At 70.0% G+C, this 23,817-nt stretch carries 19 protein-coding genes; 10 read left to right on the top strand and 9 right to left on the bottom strand.

What is annotated here, in order from left to right; genetic code table 11:
* Nucleotides 1–111 precede the first annotated feature (111 nt).
* From drmD to AB0I54_RS06850, 3 genes are all read right to left on the bottom strand, one after another.
* The gene (drmD, locus tag AB0I54_RS06860) at nt 112–3,357 is read right to left on the bottom strand and encodes a DISARM system SNF2-like helicase DrmD (protein ID WP_363294834.1); all 3,246 of its coding nucleotides are present in this window, start codon (nt 3,355–3,357) and stop codon (nt 112–114) included.
* Between the two features lie 143 nt (nt 3,358–3,500).
* The gene (locus AB0I54_RS06855) at nt 3,501–4,763 is read right to left on the bottom strand and encodes a serine/threonine-protein kinase (protein ID WP_363294833.1); all 1,263 of its coding nucleotides are present in this window, start codon (nt 4,761–4,763) and stop codon (nt 3,501–3,503) included.
* Nucleotides 4,764–4,943: 180 nt separating this feature from the next.
* On the bottom strand, nt 4,944–5,864 hold the full coding sequence (locus AB0I54_RS06850; RefSeq protein ID WP_363294988.1) for a serine/threonine-protein kinase: 921 nt from the start codon (nt 5,862–5,864) through the stop codon (nt 4,944–4,946).
* 165 nt (nt 5,865–6,029) lie between these two features.
* On the opposite strand from AB0I54_RS06850, the gene AB0I54_RS06845 reads away from it, so the two are divergent.
* The gene (locus AB0I54_RS06845) at nt 6,030–8,015 is read left to right on the top strand and encodes an N-6 DNA methylase (protein WP_363294832.1); all 1,986 of its coding nucleotides are present in this window, start codon (nt 6,030–6,032) and stop codon (nt 8,013–8,015) included.
* 213 nt (nt 8,016–8,228) lie between these two features.
* Here AB0I54_RS06845 and AB0I54_RS06840 read toward each other — a convergent pair whose 3' ends face one another.
* The 5 genes from AB0I54_RS06840 to rfbB form a co-directional block, all read right to left on the bottom strand.
* Nucleotides 8,229–8,885, bottom strand: coding sequence for a DUF6461 domain-containing protein (locus AB0I54_RS06840; protein ID WP_363294831.1), 657 nt, complete (start codon nt 8,883–8,885; stop codon nt 8,229–8,231).
* A gap of 48 nt (nt 8,886–8,933) precedes the next feature.
* Complete coding sequence (locus tag AB0I54_RS06835; RefSeq protein WP_363294830.1) at nt 8,934–10,595, bottom strand: 3-deoxy-7-phosphoheptulonate synthase; 1,662 nt, start codon at nt 10,593–10,595, stop codon at nt 8,934–8,936.
* 159 nt (nt 10,596–10,754) lie between these two features.
* Entirely contained in the window at nt 10,755–12,020 is a 1,266-nt protein-coding gene (locus AB0I54_RS06830) for a hypothetical protein (RefSeq protein ID WP_363294829.1), read from the bottom strand.
* A gap of 353 nt (nt 12,021–12,373) precedes the next feature.
* Nucleotides 12,374–13,243 (bottom strand): glucose-1-phosphate thymidylyltransferase RfbA, encoded by an 870-nt coding sequence (rfbA, locus tag AB0I54_RS06825; RefSeq protein ID WP_363294828.1) that lies wholly within the window; start codon nt 13,241–13,243, stop codon nt 12,374–12,376.
* A 54-nt stretch (nt 13,244–13,297) separates the two neighbouring features.
* Nucleotides 13,298–14,275, bottom strand: coding sequence for a dTDP-glucose 4,6-dehydratase (gene rfbB / locus AB0I54_RS06820; RefSeq protein WP_363294827.1), 978 nt, complete (start codon nt 14,273–14,275; stop codon nt 13,298–13,300).
* A 404-nt stretch (nt 14,276–14,679) separates the two neighbouring features.
* Here rfbB and AB0I54_RS06815 point away from each other — a divergent pair, with 404 nt between their 5' ends.
* Nucleotides 14,680–15,642, top strand: coding sequence for a DapH/DapD/GlmU-related protein (locus AB0I54_RS06815; protein ID WP_363294826.1), 963 nt, complete (start codon nt 14,680–14,682; stop codon nt 15,640–15,642).
* Between the two features lie 95 nt (nt 15,643–15,737).
* Here the strand turns inward: AB0I54_RS06815 and AB0I54_RS06810 are convergent, their stop codons facing one another.
* Complete coding sequence (locus tag AB0I54_RS06810; protein ID WP_363294825.1) at nt 15,738–15,893, bottom strand: hypothetical protein; 156 nt, start codon at nt 15,891–15,893, stop codon at nt 15,738–15,740.
* A 72-nt stretch (nt 15,894–15,965) separates the two neighbouring features.
* Between AB0I54_RS06810 and AB0I54_RS06805 the strand changes: the two genes are divergently transcribed.
* From AB0I54_RS06805 to AB0I54_RS06770, 8 genes are all read left to right on the top strand, one after another.
* The gene (locus AB0I54_RS06805) at nt 15,966–16,166 is read left to right on the top strand and encodes a hypothetical protein (RefSeq protein ID WP_363294824.1); all 201 of its coding nucleotides are present in this window, start codon (nt 15,966–15,968) and stop codon (nt 16,164–16,166) included.
* A 168-nt stretch (nt 16,167–16,334) separates the two neighbouring features.
* Nucleotides 16,335–16,712 carry a hypothetical protein gene (locus AB0I54_RS06800; protein ID WP_363294823.1) on the top strand — a complete coding sequence of 126 codons (378 nt, stop codon included), beginning with the start codon at nt 16,335–16,337 and terminating at the stop codon, nt 16,710–16,712.
* A gap of 319 nt (nt 16,713–17,031) precedes the next feature.
* Nucleotides 17,032–19,233, top strand: coding sequence for a prenyltransferase/squalene oxidase repeat-containing protein (locus tag AB0I54_RS06795; RefSeq protein ID WP_363294822.1), 2,202 nt, complete (start codon nt 17,032–17,034; stop codon nt 19,231–19,233).
* Nucleotides 19,230–20,465, top strand: coding sequence for an MFS transporter (locus tag AB0I54_RS06790; RefSeq protein WP_363294821.1), 1,236 nt, complete (start codon nt 19,230–19,232; stop codon nt 20,463–20,465). Before AB0I54_RS06795 ends, AB0I54_RS06790 begins: the two co-directional genes overlap by 4 nt.
* On the top strand, nt 20,462–21,385 hold the full coding sequence (locus AB0I54_RS06785) for an NADP-dependent oxidoreductase (RefSeq protein ID WP_363294820.1): 924 nt from the start codon (nt 20,462–20,464) through the stop codon (nt 21,383–21,385). Before AB0I54_RS06790 ends, AB0I54_RS06785 begins: the two co-directional genes overlap by 4 nt.
* Nucleotides 21,386–21,934: 549 nt before the next feature.
* Nucleotides 21,935–22,090 (top strand): alpha/beta hydrolase fold domain-containing protein, encoded by a 156-nt coding sequence (locus AB0I54_RS06780; protein ID WP_363294819.1) that lies wholly within the window; start codon nt 21,935–21,937, stop codon nt 22,088–22,090.
* 246 nt (nt 22,091–22,336) lie between these two features.
* Nucleotides 22,337–22,684: a helix-turn-helix transcriptional regulator gene (locus tag AB0I54_RS06775; RefSeq protein ID WP_316755467.1), complete on the top strand. Its 348-nt coding sequence runs from the start codon at nt 22,337–22,339 to the stop codon at nt 22,682–22,684.
* A gap of 210 nt (nt 22,685–22,894) precedes the next feature.
* Entirely contained in the window at nt 22,895–23,740 is an 846-nt protein-coding gene (locus tag AB0I54_RS06770) for an aldo/keto reductase (RefSeq protein WP_363294818.1), read from the top strand.
* The last annotated feature ends 77 nt before the right edge of the window (nt 23,741–23,817 follow it).

The following is a 23,817-nucleotide window of genomic DNA, read 5'->3' as shown; positions in this document are numbered from 1 at the left end:
GGAAGGGGCCGGAGACCTCGGTGAGGTCCAGCCACTCCTGGTGCTGGCGGCGGCCGTCGGCGGCCTGCGCCTTGGCTGCGGCTATACCGGAGTTCGCGGGGCGGCGGGGGCTCATCGGCGGGCCTCCTTTGCGGGAACGACGAAGACGACGGCGGCGGGGAAGAGGTGGGAACGGGGCTCGCGGTAGCGGGCGGCGATGGCGGCGAGTTCGCGCTCGCGCTCGGCGGGGAGGCCTTCGAGGCGTTCGCGCCAGCGGCGGCGGTCGTCCTCGAACTGGCGGCGCTCGTGGCCGGTCAGCTCGTGGGTGGAGAGGAGGGCGAGTTGCTCGCCGTCGCCGTCGCCCTCCTCCCTGAGCTTCGCGCGCAGGGTCGCCTCGAAGCGGTCGAGGGTGGCGGTGATACGACGCTCCTCCTCGGCCCGGCGGTCGGCGAGCCGACTCTCCAGCTGGCGGCCGAGTTCGGTGGCGCGGGCTTCCAGGGAGCGGTAGAGCGGGTCACGGAGCACCGGCCAGGCCTCGGTGAATTCCTTGCGCAGGTGCGGGGCGGCCTCGGCGCCCTCCGTGAGCGCCTGGGAGAGGACCCTGCCCTGCTCGTTCACCGACTCCCAGCGGCGGAAGCGGCCGGTGTCGCCGAACCAGCCGCCCGCGTAGAGGACTTCCTCGTGCAGGCGGGTGCCGTCGGTGCCGACGAGGACGTAGCGGGCGTAGGCGGAGACCAGTGTGGTCGTGAGCGCCGGGTCGTCGGTCACGACGGCGGTGACGCGGCTGAGGCCGACCGAGTCGGCGTTCCAGACGGCGGCGGTGAGCAGGCGCGTCGACAGGGCGACCAGGGGGTGCTTGAGGTGGGCGAGGACCACGTCGTCGCCGGCCTGGGCGGCGGCCACCGGCGAGAAGGTGAGGGGGCGCTGCTCGCCCTCGCGGAGCTTGTGGGCGAGGCCGCGGGTGGCGCGCTCCCAGCTGCCGGAGAGGGGCTGCACCTCGAAGAGGTCGCCGGGCTCGAACTGCTCGGCGCAGAAGGCGGAGGGCAGGAGAGGCGGCTGGTGGTCGAGGGCGAGGGCGGTGTCGACGACGCGCTTGACGTTGGCCGGGGTCAGGCCGAGGGCGGAGACGGTGCCCTCGTACTGGTCGGCGAGCCGCTTGGTCTGGGCGGTGACGTTCTGCTCGGGCGCGACCTCGCCGCCGGTGCGGCGGCCCTTGATCGGCTTCGGTTTGGCGTTCTCGATGTCGACGGGCGCGGTGTCGCCGGTCATGCGGCGCTGTACGGCGTCGGCGAGGACGGCGTTGACGGAGCCGAGGTCGTGCTCCATGCGCGCGACCTTCTTGGCGACGCGGGAGAGGAATTCGAGGTCGGCCTCGTAGGAGCCGGCCTGTGCCTGCTGCCATCCGGAGCCTATGAAGTGGTAGATCTCCGGGTCCCGCTTCTGGCCCCAGCGGTCGATGCGACCTATTCGCTGTTCGAGCTTGTTGGGGTTGAAAGGTATGTCGTAGTTGATCAGGCGGTGGCAGTGGTTCTGGAGGTCGATGCCCTCGCCGGCCGCGTCGGTGGCGAGCAGGATGCGCACCTTGCCCTCGGGGAGGGACGGGTCGGCCTGGAAGCCGAGGCGGATGCGCTCGCGTTCCTCGGCGGACAGGCCGCCGTGGAGGCGTTCGACACGGCCGCCGCCGGTGAACTCCTCCTGCTGGAGCAGGTCGTACAGCCATTCCTGGGTGTCGCGGTACTCGGTGAAGACGACGACCCGCTCGTTGGTCCAGAACGTGCCGTCGGACGGGCGGCAGATCGCCTTGAGTTCGCGGATCAGCGCCTCGGCCTTGGAATCGGGCGCGGCCTCGTGGGTGAGGGCCCAGCGCTCCATCTCCTGCAGCAGGTCCAGTTCCCGGCCGTCCTCGGCGGGCGTGAGCGAGGTGGAGCGGGTCAGGGCGTCGTCCTCGGCGTCGACGAGGCCGGTGTCGTCCAGGTCGGCGACGAGGTCGGCGAACTCCTCCAGCCACTCGGGGACTTCGGCGGCTGCCGCGCGTCCCTTCGCCGGTCCCGTGTCCTCCAGGTGGGAGAGGTAGACCTGGACGGTGTGCAGGAAGGCGGCCGGTGAGGAGAACAGGCGCTTCTTCAGCAGCAGGGTCACCAGGTCGGCGGCGCGGCGCCCGCCACGGGCCTTCGGCGTGAGCTTCTTGCGGCGCTGCTCGGCGAACGACCCGAGCAGCTGGTGGATCTCACGTTCCTCCGGCGTGTAGTCGACGGAGAGTTCCAGGGTCCTGCGGGTGCGGAAGCGCGGCGTGCCGTCGGCATTGGTGACGGTCGACTTCAGGCGTCGTACGACGGTGTCCTTCAGGGCTTCCTTGTCGGGGTCGACGCCGCGCGCGAAACGCTGGTCGTCGATGAGTTCGAGCAGGGCCGTGTAGGACTCGGGATAGCCGTTGTGCGGGGTGGCGGAGAGGAAGAGGCGGTGCTCGAAGTGCGGGACGAGGCGCCGGATCAGCTTGGTCTGCTGGGAGTCGACGGCGTACACCTGCTTGGGTGCGGCCGGCGCGACGTGGTGGGCCTCGTCGAGGACGAGCAGGTCGAAGAACCGCTTGTGCTCGCCGTCGCCGCTCGCCTCGGGTGCGCCGATGACCTCGTCCAGAAGGCGCTGCGCCTTCTGGCCGCGCAGCCAGGGCAGGGAGACGATGGTGAGGGGGTGGACGCGGAAGGGGTTGGCTGCCGTGCCGTGGGTGCGGCGCAGGCGGGCGCAGTGCTCGGAGTCGACGATGGTGAACTCCAGGCCGAACTTCTCGGCCATCTCGTCGCGCCACTTGAGGGTCAGGCCGGCCGGGCAGACGACCATGGCGCGGCGGGCCCGGCCGCGCAGCAGGAGTTCCTGCACGACGAGACCGGCCTCGATGGTCTTGCCGAGGCCGACGTCGTCGGCGAGGAGGAGGTTGACACGAGGTGCGCCGACCGCGCGCGACACCGGCTCCAGCTGGTACGGCTCCACGGCGACGCCGGAACGGAACGGGGCCTGGAGGGTCCTGGCGTCGGCGGAGGCGACGGCGGACCAGCGGACGGCGTCGAGGAACGCGGCGAGGCGGTTCGGGGAGTCGTATGAGTCGGTGGAGGCATCGGGGAGGGATCCGGCGGGCAGCACCCGGCGGCCGGGCTCGACCTCCCAGATGACGGAGAGGGTGTCGCCGAAGCGGCCGTCGGCGACGGACTGGAGGTGGACCAGGGTCGCGCCGCGGCGGTCTTCGTCGCCGTCACCGGCTCGCGGGGAGGGCTCGACCCGTGCCACCACCCACGACTGTCCGCGGACCTCGACGAGATTGCCTTCCTCGGGGAGCTGTCCGGCCCCCGTCCGCCCGGTCGCACGCTGAACTGCCGACGTCATGAGCGTTGTTCCCCTCGGTGTTTCCTGCGCCGTCCGTAGACCGTGACCTGTCTCCCCACCGGAACGGCGCGACGGAGCGTAACACGATCCGTCAACTGTGAACAGAGCTTACAAAGTTGCATTGTGGCTGAGATGCCACTGCGTCAGCTCATCCGTCGCAGCCGCTCCAGCAGCGTCCGGCTGCGTCCGCTTCCGGCGCCGGTCGAGGGCAGGACTGTGTCCTCCTCGTCGGCCAGGCGCCGCAGCAGTTCCTCGGCGGCATGTCTTTCCCCGGTGCGGATCAGCAGGACGGCGATCTCGTAGCGGGAGTCCAGCACCGCGGGGTGGCCCGGCCCGAGCAGGCTGCGCTGTTCGGCCAGGACCGACTTCAGCTCGTCCAGGGCCTCCCGAGTGCGGCCGAGTGCGCCCAGGCACAGGGCGGCTCCGGCCCGTGCGGCGAGCAGGCCGGCACGGTCGAGTCCTGGGGCGACCATCAGCTCCTGGTACTCCTCGAGAGCATGAGCTGGACGGCCGGCGCTGCGCAGGGCCTCGATCTCGGCAAGGCGTGGATGAGGGGGCGCCGACTCGGCGGCGGAAGCCGGCCGGGGCGCCCAGGCGGTGAGCAGGGCCGCCACTTCGGCGGCCGAGCCAGGCCGGTCCTCCGGCTTCTTCTCCAGCAGCCGCTCGACCAGGGTCCGCAGGCCGTCGGGGACGTCGGGGCGGCGGTCGGCCAGCGGTGGGACGGGCTCGTTGGCGTGCCGGTGGTACAGCATGAAGGGACTGCCGTCGGTGAACGGTGGTGCGCCGGTCAGCAGTTCGTACAGGACGCAGCCCAGCGAGTAGAGGTCACTTGCGGGCACCGTACGTCCCACGGCCTGTTCGGGCGCCATGTAGACGACCGTGCCCGGGGTGGCGTTGGAGGCGGTGAAGTGCGTCTCGCCGGACTGCGGTTCCAGGGCCGCGGCCACCCCGAAGTCCAGGACCTTTATCCCTCCGTCCGGGGTGATCATCAGGTTCGACGGTTTGAGGTCGCGGTGCACGACGCCCTGGATGTGGGCGTAGGAGAGCACTTCGGCGGTGCGGCGGGCGACGTCCGCCGCTTGCTCGATGCCGAGCGGCCCGTCGTCCTTGAGGACGGCGTCGAGAGCTCGGCCGGGGACGAGATCCATGACCAGGTAGAGCTCGCCCTCGTGGTTGCCGTGGTCGTGGACGGCGGGGACACCCGGATGGCGCAGACGACTGGTCAGGCGGATCTCGCGCAGGAACCGACGTTCCAGGGTGCTGGGTTCGGCACCGCGACCGCGGGTCGCCAGGAGTTTGACGGCCACTTCGCGGTGACGGTCGCGGTCGTGCGCCGCCCAGACGACGCCCATGCCGCCCCGGCCGAGTTCGTGCGTGAGCTCGTACCGCCCAAGGCTTCGCCGCATCGCGCCCCGTCCCCAGTCCCGGCGCTCCCCGCGCCCGCCGCCTCCCGGCAGCCGGGCACGTCACGGCACCCGGCCGACGAGATCATTGTGTCACCGGTCACGGCACTTCCAGCCCCTAGGTACCCAGAAAGACGATTCCTGCAACCACCCTCCTGGAGTGCCGGGAAGAAGCGGTGTGACTCACAGGGGCATCGGCCCCTGCGGGACCAGGAACGGCCGGCGGGGATCCTCGGGCACAGTGCGCCTGACGGCCAACTCGGGATGCGGGTCCGGCAGGTGGGGCGCGAGGGCCGCGTAGACCTCGGCCGCGGAGGAGGGACGGTCCTCGGGCCGCTTGGCGAGCAGGGCCGAGAGCAGGTCCTGGAGGTCGCCGGGCACGTTCACCCCGGAGTCGGCGACGAGGGGCGGGGGCGAGGCGAGATGGTGGGAGGACAGGAGTGCGGGCTGATGGGTGGGGAAGGGCGTCGCGCCCGTCAGCATGTGGTGCAGCAGGCAGCCCACGGCATACAGGTCGCTGCGGCCGTCGAGCCGGTCATGTCCCGCCAGCAGTTCGGGAGAGGCGCAGAAAAGGTTGCCGATGCCCTCGCCGGTCGTCGTCAGCCGCGGATCCGTGTCACTGAGCAGCTTGACCAGGCCGAAGTCCAGGATCTTCACGACGCCGTCCCGCCGGATCATGATGTTCTGCGTCTTCAGGTCCCGGTGGACGAGATCGGCCGCATGGACCGCGGACAGTCCCGCGCAGAGCTGTGCGGCGACGGCGACCGCCGAGGGCAGGTCGAAACGTCCCTCCTCCTGCTGGTCGAAGAGGTACTCGAGAGTGGTGCCCTCGATCAGTTCCATCACCAGGCAACAGATGTCGTCCGTGAGCGACGCGTCGAAGACGGTGGCGACGTTCGCGTGATCCAGGCGTGCGGCCGCCCGCGTCTCCCTGCTGAACCGTGTGAGGGCCGCGTCGCGGCTGCTCGCCACGGCCAGCAGTTCCGTGGCGACGGTCTTGATCGCGACGGGCCGGTCGAGGGGCAGGTCCCGCCCCTGCCACACCTGCCCCATGACGCCACGTCCCAAAACCGACTCCAGCCGATAGCGGCCGCAGAGCACCATTCCCGGCGCAAGACCCGGCATCTTCCCTGACCTCCACATTCCCCACACATCACTGTGGAACGTAAGCTCTGTGAACAGAGTCAATGAGCGTAGTAGCCTTCCCTGCCATACGGCCGCTGGGACGCCGACCTCGGCTCAGCCGCCATACACCTCGGAGACTGATCGATGAGTACCCCCGACGCCGTACCAGTCAGCCTGGCCGAGATCGCCCGGATCGCAGGCGTCGGGCGAGCCGCCGTGAGCAATTGGCGCCGACGCCACGATTCCTTCCCCACTCGGATCGGCGGCACCGACGTCAGCCCGCAGTTCTCGCTGGCCGAGGTAGAACAGTGGCTGCGCGACAACGGGAAGCTCAAGGACATCGGCGGTAAGGAACTCCTCTGGCCACGATTCGAGATTCTCGGCAGCCGGAACGAGTCAGGTCTGGCCGTGGCCGAGGCCGCCCGCCGAATGCGGTCCCCAAGGGCGCGGATCACCCACCCCGAACTCTCCCCGCAGGCTCGTGAGCTGGTGGCCGAGGCGGCGAAGCTGGGGCGGGCGGAGGGGCCGCGCGACACCTTCGAGTTCCTGCTGCAACGGTGGCTGGAGACCCATGTCCGGCAGCTCAGCACCACGCCACCACCCCTCGCCACGCTGATGACCCGGATCGCCCTCACCGTCCGTCTCGGTCCGCAGGACGGCGGACTGACCGTGTTCGATCCGGCGTGCGGCACGGGACACCTGGCGGCAGCGGCCGCGCAGGAGTACGACGGCCCGGGCCTCGAGCTGCTCGCGTGCGAGCGGGATCCGGCGCTGGCCGCGCTGGCATCCACCCGGCTCGACTACGTCGCGGACGACCGTGACATCCGCACCCGGATCGCCGCGTCCGACGCACTGCGGGATGACCCCTTCACCGGGGCCAAGGCCGATATCGCGCTGTGCAACCCGCCGTTCAACGAACGTGACTGGGGGTACGAGGAACTCGCAACGGACCAGCGCTGGGCCCACGGGCTGCCCCCACGGACCGAGCCCGAACTGGCCTGGGTCCAGCACCTCCTCTCCCACCTGAAGCCCGGCGGCGTCGCCGTGGTCGTCCTTCCACCCGCGGTCGCGTCACGCAAGGCGGGCCGGCGCATCCGCGGCTCGCTGCTGCGCACCGGAGCGCTTCGGGCGGTGGTGTCCTTGCCTCCGGGCAGTGCCCAACCGCACAGCGTGTCCCTGCAGTTGTGGGTCCTGCGAGCAGCGGCGGACGGCCCTGCCGGCCCTCCCCCGAGCCAGGACGCCCTCCTGGTGGACGCCACAGGCTTCGCACGATCGGGAACACGCGAGCCGAGCCCCGACTGGGATGCTCTCGGTTCCTTCGTCCTCACCGCGCTGGCGACCCTCGACCACCCCGGGCAGGAGCCGCCGCAGAGCGCCGTGCGCGTTCCCTTGCTCGACCTGCTGGACGACGAGGTGGATGTCACTCCAGGGCGTTACACCGCGTCGGCGTCGGAGCCGTCGCCGAAAGAACTCAGCAAGAACTGGAGCGAGTTCGGAGCCCTGCTGACCGAGCTGGCCGATCAGGCACAGCATCTCTTCGTACTCGATGTCGAGACCGGCACCCAGCAGACCACGACGACGGTGGGAGACCTGGTGAAGGCAGGCGCGCTGACGCTGCGCGCCGGTCTGCAGCCCCTGGAGACGACGGCACCTGTCAGCGGGAACGCCGTGCCGCTCCTCACCATCACCGACCTGCTGCACGACGGTGCTCCCAGCGGGCTGCTGGCCACCACATCCGCCCACACCCTTGCCGAAAAGGGCGATGTAGTGGTCGCCGGGGTGATCCGGGCCTTCAAGGCCTGGGTGCACGAGGGCGCACCGATGGCTCTCGGCCCCCAGCTCTACGCCCTGCGGGTGGACTCGGAGAGGCTCGATCCCCACTTCCTCGCCGGCTGTCTGCGCGCTCCGGCCAACGGGCGCCAGGCAGGCACCCATGCTTCCAGCTCCTCCCGAGTCGACATCCGGCGGTTGCAAGTGCTCCAGCTTCCCCTGGAGAAGCAGATGGTTTATGCGGAGACGTTTCGCCGCCTCAGAGCCTTCGAGGCACTCGTCGCCAGAGCCGAGCGTTCAGGTAAGGGGTTGGTGAGCGACATGAGCGACCACCTAGCCGCAGGTGGAATGACTACCTGACCCTTACCTGACCCGTCGGTCCCCCGGCTCAGCAAACACTGGTGACGACCATGCGGTTGTCGATCCGGAAGCCCCAACGGTCGCAGCGACGCGGCACTGCTGACTCGGGTTGACGACTGCGTTCGAAGTCCGCGTCATCGAGTCCTGGGGCGACCCGAGCTGTGCGGCGACGGCGTCGTATGCACGTCGTGAGGAAGGGAAGCCACGACCGGGTCACCTGATCTTTGCACTGCCGCAGGTGAACGTCGTCTCTTGAAGCAGCTCAGGTGTGATGCGGACGCCGCTCAGATGCTCGGCCAGCGCGAACGCTGCCGGTGCGGACAGGTCCTCCGCGGTGTCGGATGTCTCCTCCCAGGACTGGAAGCCGATGTCGTGCATGGCTTTCAGGGGTTCGTCGGGGCTCGTTCCCCATCGGCTGTCGGGAAATCCGGGCTCGAAGGCCAGGCGGTTCGTCGTGTCGTCGGCCCAGAGAAACGAGTCGACGCCGTTGATGTTGACGAAGTGCGAGATCCAGCTGGTGCCGGCGGATGCCGGCAGGGCTTTCTCTTCGGTGACGCCGAGATAGCCGTTGGGCTCGATCAGTAGCGTCCAGTCCCCGATGCTCGCCATGGCGATCAGCTGCCGGGTGTCGTCGGATTCCAGGAGGTCAAAGGCCGCCTCTACTATTTGCTCCGCCCCGGTGCGCGGAGGCCCCTCACGTCCCTGGAGACGATGGAGAACCTCTGAAGGCGGCACGCTGTGCACCAGGGTGAAGCAGTATGCCTCTGCGAGCCCGGGAAAGCGCTCCTCGAACCACACATAGCCTGCACCCGTGGGTTCGGCCAGACCTGTGTGATGGGCACCGGCGCAGCCGCATGTCCGGCAACGCAACGCTGGTGATCGTGTTGTCCAACAGGACCATGAACTGGCCGGTGCAGGTCAAGCAGTCATACTCAGTGCCGGCTCGACCGCTGACGTCGCGGCCAGCAGGCGCCCGACGAGGTCGGCGAGTCGCACCGCCTGGCCGGGGTTGAGCCGGGGGTCGCAGGCGGTGCGGTACCGGTCGGCCAGGTAGGCATCATCGACGTCCGCGTCGACGCACTCGGTGACGTCGTCGCCGGACACCTCCAGATGAACGCCACCCGGAAGCATCCCCGTGTCCTGGCAGGCCGCGAAGAACGCGTGCAGTTCCTCTTCGATCGCCGGCATCGTCCGGGTCTTCACGCCCCGCGCGCTGGTCGTCCCGTTGCCGTGCATGGGATCGCTGACGAAGCGGTCGGCGAGTCCCAAGTCCGCCGCGGCGGTGAGCAGTTCCCGGCAGCGTTCATGGGCATGGGCGCGACCCATGCGGAAGATGAAGGTCAGCCGTCCGGGCAGGTTGTCCGGGTTGAGCACGGCGTGCAGGGAGAGCAGGTCCTGCGGGGCGCAGCCGGGTCCGACCTTGACGGCGATCGGATTGGCGATTCCCGTGGCGAATTCGATGTGCGGACCGGTGAGGGAGCGGGTGCGTTCCCCGATCCACAGCAGGTGCGCGGACATGTCGTACCGGTGGCCGTCGTCGGGGCAGCGCCGGGTCTGGGGCCGTTCGTAGTCCAGCAGCAGGGCTTCGTGGGAGGTGAACACGCCCGAACCCGCCATGAATGAGAGGGTTTTGCTCGATTCCTGGTAGGTGCGCAACAGGTTGCGAGGGTTGGGTGTGCGCCCTCGTTCGGAGAAGTTCACGGAGTTCACGGCGTCGCCGAAGTAGGAGGGCAGGGCGAGTTCACCGCGTCGCTCGACGGGTGAGGAGCGGGGCTTGGCGTACTGGCCGGCGATCCGGCCGACGGTGACGACCCGGGCTCCGGAGGCCGCCGTGATCCGGTCGGACATGGTGCGCAGCAGGTCCAGACGGTTCACCACAGAGCGGGGGGTGTTGTCCCGGAAGGTCTCCGCGCAGTCCCCGGCCTGGAGGAGGAAGGCGGGCGTCGCGAGCTCGGAGCGCAGGGCACGGCAGTCCGCGGCCGACACGAGCGGGTCCACGTGGCGGAGAACCCTGCGCACGTGTTCCGCCTCGAACGCGTCCGGCCACCGCGGCTGGTGGTGTTCCCCCGCGACGGCCCGTGCGCCGTCCGCCGTCGGCCGTTCGTTCACGGACGCGCTCGCCGGCGCCCCGGTCGCGAGGAACCGGGGGTTGAAGACCTCGTGCACGAGCACCGTGACGCGGTTGGAGAACGCGATCTCGTAGGCGCGGCCGGGCGAGCCGGCCGGGAGCATGCCGAAGTGGTCGGTGGTGACCCCGACGGCGAAGATCCGACGCCGCTCGAACAGCCCCAGTTGCCGGGTGTGCAGTCCGAAGGGCGTATCGCCGGTGGGTATGACGTGGTCGCGGTCGCTCCGGCGGAAGGTGATGAGGTTCTCGCTCACCACCGCGCCTGCGCTGTCACGCAGCCGGGAATGGCGGATACCCAGGTCGGTGTGCGGGACGGCGTCGAAGACCTTGGCGAGATGGCCGGACGGTGTAAGCGAACCGATGTCCATGTCCGGCAGCACCTCCGCGGACAGCGCGGAGCCCACGAGCGACTGCAGCAGTACGGTCGTGGAGCCTTCGTTGTGCAGCATCATGCGGGTCGGTGAGGGCAGGGCAGGTGGTGCCGCGAATTCGGGGTACGCAAACAATCGGAACACCCTTTTTCATGGAATGGTCATCGTGATGCATGCGGATGGGGACGGCGAAGTGATCGGCCGACGCGCCGACGGGGTCCCTCCTCGGGCGACCCGCGTTCAGGACACACCGGCCGGCTCGGCGTGCGCACGGGCCTCGGCGACCGCCTGTCCGATCAGCTTCGCCGCCACCTCGGCGCCGTTGCTGGTGGGTGCGATCGCCCGCGATGCCTCGGTGGTCGTCCGGGTGAACGTGTCCGACGCGGAGAACGCGTCCTGCAGAATGCCGAGGAGCGTCGCCGCGTCCGGTTCCGTCACCGTGGTGTAGCCGAGCAGCGCGAGGCGGCGCATCGCCTCGAGTTCGTGGTATTCGTCGCGGCCGCTGAGCACGTAGGCGACAGGGGCGTTCATCACCGCCATCTCCGTCACCGAGATCCACCCCGGGGGCGAGAGCACGACCTTGGCGTGCTTGACCAGGGAGTGCCAGTCGGTGACGTAGTTGAGGAACACCACGCCGTCGATGTCCTCGGTGAACTCCTGCCTGCCGATGACCACGAGCCGGGCCTGCGGATGTGCCGCCCTCAGCTTCTCGAAGGCGGCGAGGTAGTTGGCCAGCAGGCGGTCCTTGTTCTCGGTGAACATCGTGGTGCCGCCGAACCCGGCGACGATGTACTGGCTCCCGGCGAGGCCGAATCGTTCGTCAACCTCCTCGCGCGGGGCCGGATCGGCGGCGCACGCGTCGCGCACGATCGGTCCGACGAAGTGGCCGTTGCCCGCCGCGATGGCGCGGAACACGGGCGTGCCGCAGTCGAGTTGGTCGACGGTCGGCTTGTCCGTGAGTACCGCCCGGGCGCGCCGTGTCACCCAGTCGAACAAGGTGGTGAGCGAGGAGCGGATGGCGTCCACCTCGTCCGTGTCGCCGATGATGAAGCCGGCTTCCACCAGACTGTCGTTGTCGAGCTGGCCGAGCGTGAAGTCGTAGCGCTCGGTGATCAGGACATGAGGCACGCCCGAAACCTCGGCTGCCAGGCTGGCGGCCACGTTGTAGTCGCTCACCACGACGTCGGGCCGGACGGAGGCGATGAGTGCCACCGCGTTGAGCATCCTGTCGCCGCTGATGAACGTCCGGTCCAGATAGCCGGTGACGTACGTGGTCCAGTCGAAACTCCGGCCGAGCTGTGAGGTGTTGGCGTGGTCCCGTTCGGCCGGCGCCACATGCACCTGTACCCCGTGGGCTTCGAACATCGGGGTGAAGACCGCGCTCTTGGAGCCGAGATACACGTGCTGCTCGGACTCGGGAAACAGCTCGCGCACCTTCGCGGCGACCGCGAGGGCCCGCATGTTGTGACCCGTGCCGGTTTCGGCCGGGAGGTAGAGAACCTTCATCTGAAGACACCTTTCGGGGTTGGGCCGTGGGTGGCGGTGCCGGTCACGGCGGCATCGGACCGAGGCCCCCGGGCACGGCGTCGCGGACGTCACGCGCACACACCGCCGCTTCGTCGCGGCGGGGGGACAGGGTCGTCAGGAGGGGGAACCGGGCGGTGGCCCCGGTGCCGGAGCCCCCGATCGAAACAGCGCGCGGGACGCGATCTGGACGGACGTGGGGTCGCATCGGGCTCGGGAGCCACTCTCCCGCCCCACCCCCGTATGAGTGTTTACTGGCGCGCCGCCCAGTATGCTGTCATCTCTTGGCAGCCCAAAGGACGCCCCTTCAGGGGCCGGCCGGGGACGCTCGCCGATCAGGCGTTCGCCAGCTCCATCACGTACCGGCCGTAGCTGGACGACGGCGAGATCTCCTTGCCGAGCAGGGCCAGTTGCTCCTTGCCGACGTAGCCCATGCGGTAGGCGACCTCTTCGAGACAGGAGATGCGGATGCCCTGGCGCTTCTCCAGCACCTGAACGAACATCGCCGCCTCGAGGAGGCTGTCGTGCGTGCCGGTGTCGAACCACGCCGACCCCCGACCCAGGTTGACGAGCCGGGCGCGCCCCTCGCGGACATAGGTGAGGTTGAGATCGGTGATCTCCAGCTCGCCGCGCGCCGAGGGGGTGAGCCGGGCGGCCCGGCTCACCGCGTCGGCGTCGTACATGTACAGCCCGGTGACGGCGAGGTTGGAGGCGGGCGCGACGGGCTTCTCCTCCAGGGTGACAATGGTCCCGTCGTCATCGACGGTCGCCACGCCGTAGCGCTCCGGGTCGCTGACCGGGTAGCCGAACAGCGTGCAGCCGTCGAGCCGTTCGGCCTCCTGGCGGAGCATGTCGGGCAGCCGGTGCCCGTAGAAGATGTTGTCGCCGAGGATGAGACAGATGTCCTGCCCGTCCGTGAACGGTCCGCCCAGGACGAGGGCTTCGGCGATCCCGCGTGGCGCCTGCTGCACGGTGTAGGTGAGCGAGATGCCGAGGCGAGCGCCGTCGCCGAGGAGCGACCGATAGGTCGCCACGTGGTCGGGGGCGGAGATGATCAAGATCTCCTGGATGCCGGCCTGCATCAGGACGGACAGCGGGTAGTAGATCATGGGCTTGTCGTAGACCGGCAGCAACTGCTTGGAGTGCACGCTGGTGAGGGGGCGCAGCCGGGTACCAGAGCCGCCGGCGAGGATGATGCCGCGCATGGGACTTCCTTCGGGTTCGTCGGTCGTCTGTCGCAGGGATGGGCGGCGCGCCCGTCAGGCGACGCTTTCGCTCGTCAGGGGCTGCCACCAGGCGACGCTGTCGCGATACCAGGCGATCGTCTCGGCGAGCCCGTCCTCGAAGGCGACCTGCGGACGGTAGCCGAGCGCCCGCAGCTTACCGTCGTCCAGTGAGTAGCGGCGGTCGTGGCCCTTGCGATCGGGCACCGGTCGCACGGACGACCAGTCGGCTCCGCAGGCGTCGAGGATCAGGCCGGTGAGGTGGCGGTTGGCCAATTCCCGTCCTCCGCCGATGTTGTACACCTCTCCTGGCGCACCCTTGGCCAGCACGAGGTCGATGCCACGGCAGTGGTCGTCGACGTGGAGCCAGTCACGGACGTTGAGTCCGTCGCCGTACAGCGGCACTGTGCCGCCCCGCAGCAATGTGGTCACGAAGAGGGGGATGACCTTCTCCGGGTACTGGTACGGGCCGTAGTTGTTGCTGCAGCGCGTGATGCCGACGTTCAGGCCGTGGGTGCGGGCGTACGCGAGGACCAGAAGGTCGGCGCCCGCCTTGGCGGCGGCGTAGGGGGAGTTGGGAGCCAGGGGCCAGTCCTCGGTCCACGAGCCGGACTCGATCGAACCGTACACCTCGTCCGTGGAGACGTGGACGAACCGCGGCACGCCTGCGCACAGGGCTGCCTGCAGCAGGTTCTGGGTGCCGAGCACATTGGTGTGGACGAATTCGGCGGAGCTGTGGATGGATCGGTCGACATGGGTCTCGGCGGCGAAGTTCACCACGGCGTCCACATCGGACAGCAGGTCCGGGACGAGTAGCGGGTCGGCTATGTCTCCCTCGACGAAGCGCAGCGCGGGATGTACCGCGACCGGGGCGAGGTTGGCCAGGTTGCCCGCGTAGGTCAGTTTGTCGAGCACGGTGACGCGGTCGGCGGGAATGTCCGAGCGACCGTCAAGAAGCCTTCTCACATAATTGCTGCCGATGAAACCGGCACCACCCGTGACTAATACATGCATGAATTATCTCACCCTTCGACGGTGTTACTCGCGGTTCTGCGGTGTTCCGCACCGTTCCCAGGGATGCAAGACGGAAGGAAACCGGAATGAGATACCCGTTTCCTCGTTGCCCCCGTTCGCTCCAGGCAGGTCTCTGACCGAAGCAGCTCCAATGATCGTAGAACATCGAACATGCCTGCGCAACACTATACTAGCCAACCCGCTAGCGAGATGATGCGACGCCGACCACACTCAAAGTAACGAGTTTCCCAAGTCCACACCTGGGAAACGGAAGTGGAATATTTCATTCCTCAAGTTGTCACATGGATGAAACCTTTGTTACAGAGGATTGACCGGCGGCGGATCGTCAAGAATTTCAGCCACCTCTTGCACGGCCACGGTCCGAAACATTAGTTTCAGGCAACATGGAACATTCCCTCACACCGTTATCCGAGCCGCTGCCCCAGGGGATAGGGGATTCGTCGGCGTTCGTCGAGGCGGGCACGGAGGTGGCGCCCGGAACGACCGTGGGTCCCGGCGCGTGGATCCGCTTCGGCACCGTCGTGCGCGCGTCCGTCGTGGAGGGCGGTGTCTTCATCGGGTTCCGCTGCCGGATCGACAGCGCGCGCATCGTCTCGGGCTGCCAGATAGCCTCGATGTCCCGCATCGGCCGATCGGGGGCCGCTCCCGTCCTGGTGGAGGCCGGGGCCTGGATCGGCGCGCGGGCCGTGGTGGATCCCGGGGTCCGGATAGGCCCGGGGGCCGTGGTCGCGGCCGGCGCTCATGTCACCGCCGACGTCCCCGCGGACACGATCGTTGTGGGGCGACCGGCGCGCGTCCTGCGCCGGCGCGATGTCATCGAGGACGGGGCGCCCGACTTCACCTCTGTCGTCGCCCGCGTACGGGCCCGCGCCGACTTCGGCCGCAAGCCCCTGCCGGCCGGGTGGACCTCGGACGGGGGCGGGCTGCTCGACGCGGACCTCTCCGGCGACCCCGCCGTCCACCTGGGGGCCGGAGTGGTCGCCATGGGGCGCGCCGACGGCCCATCGCCTCGGGGCGGCCTGCGGGTCGGCTCGGGCGTGCGGATCGGGGCCGGGTCGGTGCTGGAGGGCTCCGACGGCATCGACATCGGCCCGGGCACGGAGTTGGGAGCACGCGTTCTCGTGGTCTCCAGCGGCCACGATCTGACGCGGCGTTCCCTGCCCTGGCAGGGCGGCCCCGTCCTCGTCGGCGCCGGCGTCCGGGTCGGCGCCGACGCTACCCTGGTCGGCCCCTGCGCACTGGGCGACGGAGCCGTCGTCGCCCCGGGCGCTGTCGTCATCGGTGACGTCCCGGCCGAACACACCACCGCCGGGGTGCTGGCGCCCCGCCACGGGAGCCGTCCGTGAGAATTCTCCGACGCCCCACCCGACCGGTCGGCGGCACACGGCGAGCGCCCTCGCCCTCTCCCGCGAACTGGGCCGCCAGGCACCGGAAGACGAACTCACCGTCCCGTGGGCTCCTCGCGCTCCACGTTCGACCCCACCTTCGGCGCGGCCGGGGTCACGGTGACCGACACGACGGAGCGCACGCCCGGGCACGCGCCACGGACCGGTCTGCGGCGCGAGCTCGAATGGACGACGTACATCGGCGACTTCATCGGCCCCGCCTTCCTGGACGGCGAACAGGTGCTCGGCCATCTGGCGCACTACCGGGAGCGCCGACCGACCTCGTGTTCGGCGTCCAGGACATCCGCGCCGGTATCGGCGGCTTGCCCCACGCGTTGGTCACCGACCGCCATGACATCCCCGTCCGCCATCTCGTCGAGAGCGCCCTTGAGGCGAGCCGTTTCCGGGTCGACCGCCGGGGCATACGCCGGGGCAGCGACTCCCTGCACGCCGCCTTCACCGGGCCGTGCGTACAGCGGAGGTGATCGTGACCGGCCGGCCCTGGGTGCTCGAACCGGACGGGGAGATCTCCGTCGCCCGCGCCCAGCCCGGGAACCGAGCCGTCCTCACCGGACCCAGCGTCCCTGACCTGCCGGAGCGCGAGGCCGGGACCGTTCTGCGCACCCGCCTCGGTCCGGGAACCCGGCCCCCTCATGGTCGGCTCGATCGACTGCGGCGCGGCCGTGTCCGTGGAGAGCGGGCAGCGGCTCGCCGAGTACTGCGTCCTCGTCCACCGGCGCCTGCGCCTGCGGTACCCGGACCTCCGGCTCGTCCTGCTGACCCATGAGGGGACGGAGGCTCCGGACGGCGTGGTCGTGCGCGACTTCCTGCGCGACCGGATGACGCTACTGCAAGAGGCCTTCCTGGTGACGACACCCGACCGGGCGACGGGGGTGGCCATGGCGCTCTTCCCACCCTCTTCGTCCTCGGCGGACCCGACGAGTACCGCGAGACCGAGGAGTTCAAGCCGCTCGCCCGACTCGGACTCCCCGCCTTCACCGCACCGGAGATCGACCAACTGGCCTGATTGACCGGGTCGTTCACCGGTAGCCGCGCCACTGCGACACCCCCTGTCCGGCTCACCGTGGCCTTCGGCATCGGCCCAGCCTGCGCACACCTCGCGGCCGCTGCCCGCACCGCTCACGCCGGCCGCTTCCCGCCTCGTACCGCCCGCCGCGACCGTACGCACTCCCGGGTGGCCGGCGGGGGCGCGACAGCACCGACAGGACTCAACACCCAGGCAAACCTGTGCCGTTGGTCCCCGGCCCTGCTAGGATCCTCGTAATTCGATGTTTCACGAAACACGAACACCGGGAGTGGCGAACAAGCCATGCAACGAAAAGGAACCTGATGACCAGTCCTCCCTCCCTGCGCGCCTACATCCTGAAACACCTCCTGGACGACCACGCCCGCGTCCCCGCGGTCCTCGGCCGGGACTCCACCGACGTACTCACCCCCGACCGCACCCTGCGCGACGCCGCCCTCGCCCTCCTGGTGCTGCCCGGGCCGGGTGACGAGGTCCTCGTGGCCCGACTCCTCGCGGCACTCCGGGAGTTCACCGATCCGGAGCAGCCCGGCTTCCGCGAGTTGCTGGACGTCACCGGAGCACCCCAGCCGGTCGGCGACGTCCGCACCCCCTCGGCGCAGGCACTGGCCGCCTGGGCCCTGCATCGGGCGGGCACCCTGCTGAACGACGCCGCGCTCACCGTCGAGGCCCGGGAGCACCTGCTCCGCCTGACCCGGGCGGCCCTCGCGCACAGGTGGCCCGCCCGGCTCGACCGCTCCTGGTCCACCGTCCTGGACGGAGCGAGCCCCCTGGAGGAGACCGCGGTCCTGATTCTGGCCGCCGACGCCGTGGCCGAGGACGGCTCGGCGTTCCTCGACGAGGCCGCGGACCACCTGGAGCGGTACCTCCATGGCGACGCCGTCTGGGCCTGCCTCACCCCGCGAGGCGAACCGGACACCCTCCACGGCCACCGCACCCGGGCGAGCGCCCTGGCCGCCCTCGCCTGGACCGCGCTCCACAAACGCGGCCGCGGCGGCGCGGCCGACCGGGCACGGCGGGCGCTGCTGCACGTCCACGCCCACCACGGCCACACCGGTGCCCACGGCTACTGGGACCGCAGCGACGCCCACTCCGTGGTCCGCGTCGACCCGATCGCCGCCCTGCACGGCCGCCCCGACTCGCCGTTCCCGTCGAAGCTCGTCGCCGACCATGCCCTGCTCGTCCTGGCCGCCCGCGGCGCCGCCCCCATCGGCACCGGCGACGCCGACACCGACGTACGCCTCAAGGCGCTCGCCGAGGAGGCCACGGCCGAACTGGAGCGGTACGGCGATCCCTTCGCCGGAGGGGTGTTCCACGGGCAGGGCAGCTGGTTCTCCACCCCCGTCGACCCGACCGTCCCGCTCGCCCGGCATGTCATGGTGCCGCCGCGCAGCACCGGCTCGTTCGCCGTCGGTAACACCACCTACGTTCCCTTCCACGGCAAGCACGCCCAGACCCAGTTGCTGGCACTGGCCGCCCTCGGCGACCGGGTGCCCACGACGCGGAGCGCGCCGGCCCTGGTCGAGCGGCCCGAGCCGGAGCCGTTCGACAACGATCTCGGCCACGTCACCACCGCGCCCCTGTCCGAGGGCCGGATCGATGTCGCCCACTACCTGCGTTGGCTCCGGTCCACCGCCTCTGGTCTTGGTTACGGTCTCACCCCCTACCGTTCGCCGCTGAGCCTGCGCTCCGACCGCACCGCGCAGACCTTCTCCGTGCTGCACGTGGTATCCGATCTGATGGCCCTGGGCGAGCCCGTGCCGAACGTGCCGGGCGTGCTCACCGGCATCTTCGCCACCCAGAACCCGGACGGCGGTTTCGGCGAGCAGCCGTCCCTGCCTTCCGAGACGTTCACCACCTACTGTGCGGTCCTGACGGCCGTCGTCCTCGGTGGCGGCGACCACCCCGCATTCGACCGCGAGGGCTGCGTGGCGTTCCTGCGGTCCTGCCAACGCCCGGAGGGCGGGTTCGGAAACGCGGCAGGCTACCCGTGCGACGCCTGGCACTCCCACCTCGCCACGCTGACCTTGGTCGCACTGGGCGCCCGCCCCGAGCGGGAGGACGATCTGGTGGCGTACCTGCTCGACTGCCAGAACCCGGACGGGGGTTACGGCAACCAGCCCGGTTCGCCGTCGGACACGTTCGCCACCTTCCGCGTGGTCGGCGCCCTGATCGCGCTCGGCCTGCACCCGCCGCACGCGGAGAAGACCGTCTCATGGCTGCGCGGTCTGCAGACGGATGCAGGCGGCTTCCGCTACCGGGAAGGCGGCGCGGAGAGCTTCGTGGGGTCGTACCACGCCATCGCGGCGCTCTACATGCTCGGCGCCATGCCCGCCGACACCGAAGCCTGCAAGCAGTGGATCGCGATCCGGCAGAGCGCCGACGGCGGCTTCTCCCGCGCACCCGGCGGCCCTTCGGAGACCACCGATGAAGGGTTCATCGCGATCCAGGCCCTCCACATGCTCGAAGGGAAACTCAACCGCTCCTGGGCGGTGATGATGACATGACCAGTACCTCCCCCCTCTCCTCGATTCCGACCGCGACGGACCCGAAGACGGCCGCGCCCTCGGCGCGAACCGTCTCCTTGCTGGCGTTCGCCACGATGTTCGTCATCGGAACGGACACCTTCCTCGTCGCGCCCCTACTGCCGACACTGACCCGCACCTTCGACGTCTCTTCCGACATCTCCGGCTGGATGGTCAGCGCCTACGCCCTCGGCTACGCGGTCTTCGCCCTGATCGCCGGGCCGCTGTCGGACGGGCGCGACCGTCGCCGGGTGCTGCTGACCGGGCTGGTGGGGTTCATCGTGATGACGACCCTGTGCGGATTCGCGCAGGGCTTCTGGACGATGATCCTCTTCCGGTTCCTCGCCGGTGTGAGCGCCGCGTTCGTCTCCCCGCAGATCTGGGCCTCCATCCCCGTCCTGGTCAAGCCCCAGGAGATCGTGCGGACCATGGGCTTCGCCACGGCGGGCCTGTCGATCGCGCAGTTCGCCGGCATCCCGCTCGGCAGCTGGCTCGCCGCCGACTCCTGGCACCTGCCCTTCTGGACCATCGGCGCGGTCTCCGTGCTGCTGTGGTTGCTGCTCGCCCGCTACTTCCCGTCGGTGCCGGGCCGCCCCGGGGCCCCCACCGGGGCGCGGGCCGTCCTCGGCACCTACCGCACGGTACTCGGCGCAGGACGGCTGCGCTGGTTCCTCCTCGGCTACCTGGTCTTCCAGACCGGCAACTTCGAGGCCATCTCGTTCTTCGGGTCATGGTTCACCAAGGACTTCGGCCTCAGTGTCGGGTCCGTGGGCACGGCCATGATGGCGGTCGGCGCGGGCAACGTGATCGGCTCACTGTTCGGCAGCAGGCTCGTCCAGCGCCTCGGTCTGTACCGCTCGCTGCTGACAGCCGTACTGGTCATGGCCGTCCTGTACTGCCTGGTCCCGCTGTCCCCGAACCTCCCCACCGCGCTGGTGCTGCTGGCGCTCGTCATGATGGTCGGCGGATTCCTCTTCCCCGTCTTCATGAGCATCCTTCAGCAGCAGACCGAGACCGCCCGCGGCACGGTCTCCTCGCTGGCGAACTCCGCGATGTACGTAGGTACCACCGTCGGCGGCGCCGTCGGCGGTGTCCTGCTCGGCAAGGTCGACGGCTTCTGGGGCGTGGCCGCGTTCACCGTCGCCGCGTACCTGGTCTCGCTCGCGGTGTACGCCGCCTCGGGCGCCTTCCGCAAGCAGGAGGCCGGCGCATGAACACGGCCGTGCTCTTCGACCGGTACGGAGCACCGGACGCGCTGTACGCCACCGACGTGCCCATCCCCGCCCCAGGACCCGGCGAGGTCGTGGTCCGCTACACCGCGATCGGGGTCAACCCGATCGACTGGAAGATCCTGAACGGTGGTCTGCGGGCGCACATCCCCATGGAGCTGCCCGGCGGCTGCCTGGGCGTCGAGGCCGCCGGAGTGGTCGTCGACGTCGGTGCCGGCGTACGCCGGTTCCGGGTCGGCGATCCCGTCATCCGTCACGGACGGCCCGGCGCCTACCGGGAGTACGAGGCCGTCCCCGCCTCCCAGGAGGCCGACGAACTCACGCCCCAGTCGGGCCGGTTCTCCGCCGAGCAGGCCGCTGTCCTGCCCGTGGCCGCGGGCACCGCCTACTCCGCCCTCCGCCAGGTCGGGCTGCGTGCCGGTGAACGCCTGCTGGTGCACGGCGCGTCCGGCGGAGTGGGCCTCGCCACCGTCCAACTGGCCCTGCTGATGGGCGCCGAGGAGGTGGTCGGCACGGCCTCGGCCCACCACCACGATCTGCTGCGACGGCTCGGGGTCACCCCGGTCGAGTACGGCGACGGTCTCCTCGAACGGCTGGAGGAACTCGGCCCGTTCGGTGCGTCCGTCGACTGCGCGGGCGGCTCCCAGCCGACCGGGGTCGCGGTACGCCTGGTGAGCATCCCAGAGCGCCGAGTCACGGTCGCGGACCTCCAGGCCCGTGCTCGGGGTGTCCCCTTCCTGGACCACGTCCCCCTGGAACTGGCGTCCACGCTGGACCTGATCGGTCACAGCCCCTTCGAACTGCCGATCGCCGCCCGCTTTCCGCTGGCGAAGGCCGGCGAGGCGCTCGAACTCGGTATGCGGGGCGGAGTCGGCGGAAAGATCGTGCTCCTCCCGGGACAGTGACCAAGCGGACGCGGGCCGCGCGGCGACCGCCGGCCCGCGTCCGCTCCTCCACCCCTCCCCACGACCACGGATCGCTCCATGACCTACCGCTATGACGCCGACGTCGATGCCGTCGCACACTTTGACGCCTTCGACCTGACCGACTCGGAAGCGACCCGGAAGCGCTGCCAGGCCGCGCCCATTCAGTGCCGGGCCCGCGGGCGGCGACGAGACCCTGCCGGCGATGCTCAACTTCCATGGGGCGGCTTTGTGTTCGGGATGACATCGGACGACGACCCCAACTGCCTCGACATCGCGCGCCGCGTTGACGCCCTGGTCGTCTCCGTCGGCTACCGCCTCGCGACGCCGGCCCTATCGCCGTCCACGGAACCAGCGCCGGCGCCGGCGGCGGCCTGGCCGCGGCCGTGGCGCTGCCGACCCGGGACCGGGCGTCCCCGCCCTCGCCTTCCAATGGCTGGAACCCGCCGAACGCGCGGACCGGCTGGCACCCCTACCTCGGCGAGCGGTCGGACGGGGACGACGTACCGGTGAACACCGCGCCCCGCCCGCGTGAAGGACCTGTCGGGCCTGCCCCCGGCGTGCATCGTCGCGGTGGAGTTCGACCCGTGCCCGGACGAGGCGGTCGCCTACGCGCAGAACCTCCTCGCCGCGGAAGTGCCGGTCGAGCTGCATGTGTTCCCCGGGGCCTACGATCTGGCCTTCTGATCCCGACGGCGCAGGTCGCCCCTCGGCGGACGAGAAGCGCGCCACGGTGCTGCGCCGGGCACTGCACAGCTGACCCGGCGGGCAGCGGGGCTCGTGCCGGGGCGGAAGGCACGGACCCCGGACCGTCGGCCGTAAGCTCCCCGGAAACCCAAGGTTCTATTATCGTAGAACGTTGAATCAGGCAGGCCGGAGCCTCGTGTCGGGCAGAGTCCGGCGCCGGCTCACACGTCAACCAGGAGGTCGCGCATGCGCAGCCAGCTCTACCACCCCGATCGGCGCGAGATCTCCCTGGACAAGGTGCTGCACGCACTGAGCGACCCGATCCGCCGGGACATCGCGCGCGTCATGCACACGGAGGGCTCCCGCACCTGCGGCCAACTCGACTACCCGATCGCCAAGTCGACGCTCTCGCACCACCTGAAGGTCCTGCGCGAATCCGGCGTCATGCACACCGAGGTCCGGGGAACCACCCGGATCATCACCCTGCGGCGCGACGACCTCGACGCCCGCTTCCCCGGCCTGCTCGACGCCGTGCAGGTCACAAGACCCGCACCGGACGAGAAACCGGCCGCTGTTGTGGGGACGCTCACTTGACCTGACACCGGTGTCAAACCATAACGTCTCGCTCATCCGTCCTGCGACGCGGGAGAAGCCGGATGGCGCTCACGCCACGGCACACGACCCCACGCAGGCGGTTGACCACAGAGGGTGGCGCAGGGCCCTGCCCAGGGCCTGGATCGGGACGGGCTCCCCAGGCTCGACGAGACCTGCCCCGCCCTCTCGAAACGCCTGAAGGGATCATCGATGACCTCGACCGTACCGCGACGCGTTGCCCACAAGGCCGGCATCGACCTTCCCGTGGTCGGACTCGGCACGTGGCGTACCTTCAGCCATCCGGATCCGGACCGGCTCGCGGGGGTGTTACGGGCCGCCCGCGAGGCCGGCGCCGAACTCGTCGACACCGCTCCGGTCTACTCGGACGCGGAACCCCGTCTCGCGGCACTGCTCCGCGGCGACCGCACCTTCTTCGTCGCGACCAAGATCTGGGACACCGACCCCGACGCCGTCGAAGCGGTGTTCAGAAGTCAGCTCGCCGCCTACGGACGCCCCTCGATCGATCTTCTGCAGGTCCACAATCTCAACGGCTGGCGCCGCAACCTGGAGTGGCTCGACCGGCAGAAGACGGCCGGGCGCGTCCGGTTCACCGGTGTCACCTACCAGTTCGACCACGCCTTCGGTATCGGCGGCAGCCGCGCGGATCTCATCCGCGTGATCGACGACGGCCTGGTCGACTTCGTGCAGATCAATCTGAACGCGGCCGAGACGTCGCTGGCCGAGGACGCCCTCCCGGCGGCCGCCGAGTCCGGGATCGGCGTAGTGGTGATGCGTCCGTTCGGTGAGGGCGAGCTGCTCGCCTCGCCTCCGCCCGCCGAGTGGCTGCGCGAACTCGGTTGCTCCACCTGGCCCGAGACTCTGCTGCGCTGGGTGCTGACGCATGATCAGGTCACGTCGGTGCTCACGGCGACGTCCCGGCCGCAGCACTTCAGCGCGAACGCGGCCGCGGTGCGCTCGGGCCCGCTCGGACCGGACGAGGCGGCCGAAGTCACCAAGTACGCGCGGTCGGTCCTGGGCGCGGGGGCGAGGCGGTGAACCGGGCCCCTCGATCGGCTTCCAAGTACACTGCGCAAAGTCGGCATTCACTGTCCACATCGGCGTGTCATGGTGAA

The organism is Streptomyces sp. NPDC050625 (genome assembly GCF_040654755.1).
GTDB lineage: Bacteria > Actinomycetota > Actinomycetes > Streptomycetales > Streptomycetaceae > Streptomyces.
Note: the sequence above shows the minus strand (reverse complement) of the source record. Positions and strands in the feature narration are given on the sequence as shown.

Coding starts and splice junctions, on each gene's coding strand:
- AB0I54_RS06790 (WP_363294821.1), top strand. CDS start 19,230: ATGACCAGTACCTCCCCCCTCTCCTCGATTCCGACCGCGACGGACCCG.
- AB0I54_RS06795 (WP_363294822.1), top strand. CDS start 17,032: ATGACCAGTCCTCCCTCCCTGCGCGCCTACATCCTGAAACACCTCCTG.
- AB0I54_RS06770 (WP_363294818.1), top strand. CDS start 22,895: ATGACCTCGACCGTACCGCGACGCGTTGCCCACAAGGCCGGCATCGAC.
- rfbB (WP_363294827.1), bottom strand. CDS start 14,275: ATGCATGTATTAGTCACGGGTGGTGCCGGTTTCATCGGCAGCAATTAT.
- rfbA (WP_363294828.1), bottom strand. CDS start 13,243: ATGCGCGGCATCATCCTCGCCGGCGGCTCTGGTACCCGGCTGCGCCCC.
- AB0I54_RS06785 (WP_363294820.1), top strand. CDS start 20,462: ATGAACACGGCCGTGCTCTTCGACCGGTACGGAGCACCGGACGCGCTG.
- AB0I54_RS06815 (WP_363294826.1), top strand. CDS start 14,680: ATGGAACATTCCCTCACACCGTTATCCGAGCCGCTGCCCCAGGGGATA.
- drmD (WP_363294834.1), bottom strand. CDS start 3,357: ATGACGTCGGCAGTTCAGCGTGCGACCGGGCGGACGGGGGCCGGACAG.
- AB0I54_RS06775 (WP_316755467.1), top strand. CDS start 22,337: ATGCGCAGCCAGCTCTACCACCCCGATCGGCGCGAGATCTCCCTGGAC.
- AB0I54_RS06845 (WP_363294832.1), top strand. CDS start 6,030: ATGAGTACCCCCGACGCCGTACCAGTCAGCCTGGCCGAGATCGCCCGG.
- AB0I54_RS06810 (WP_363294825.1), bottom strand. CDS start 15,893: ATGAAGTCGCCGATGTACGTCGTCCATTCGAGCTCGCGCCGCAGACCG.
- AB0I54_RS06800 (WP_363294823.1), top strand. CDS start 16,335: ATGGTCGGCTCGATCGACTGCGGCGCGGCCGTGTCCGTGGAGAGCGGG.
- AB0I54_RS06835 (WP_363294830.1), bottom strand. CDS start 10,595: ATGATGCTGCACAACGAAGGCTCCACGACCGTACTGCTGCAGTCGCTC.
- AB0I54_RS06830 (WP_363294829.1), bottom strand. CDS start 12,020: ATGAAGGTTCTCTACCTCCCGGCCGAAACCGGCACGGGTCACAACATG.
- AB0I54_RS06855 (WP_363294833.1), bottom strand. CDS start 4,763: ATGCGGCGAAGCCTTGGGCGGTACGAGCTCACGCACGAACTCGGCCGG.
- AB0I54_RS06850 (WP_363294988.1), bottom strand. CDS start 5,864: ATGGTGCTCTGCGGCCGCTATCGGCTGGAGTCGGTTTTGGGACGTGGC.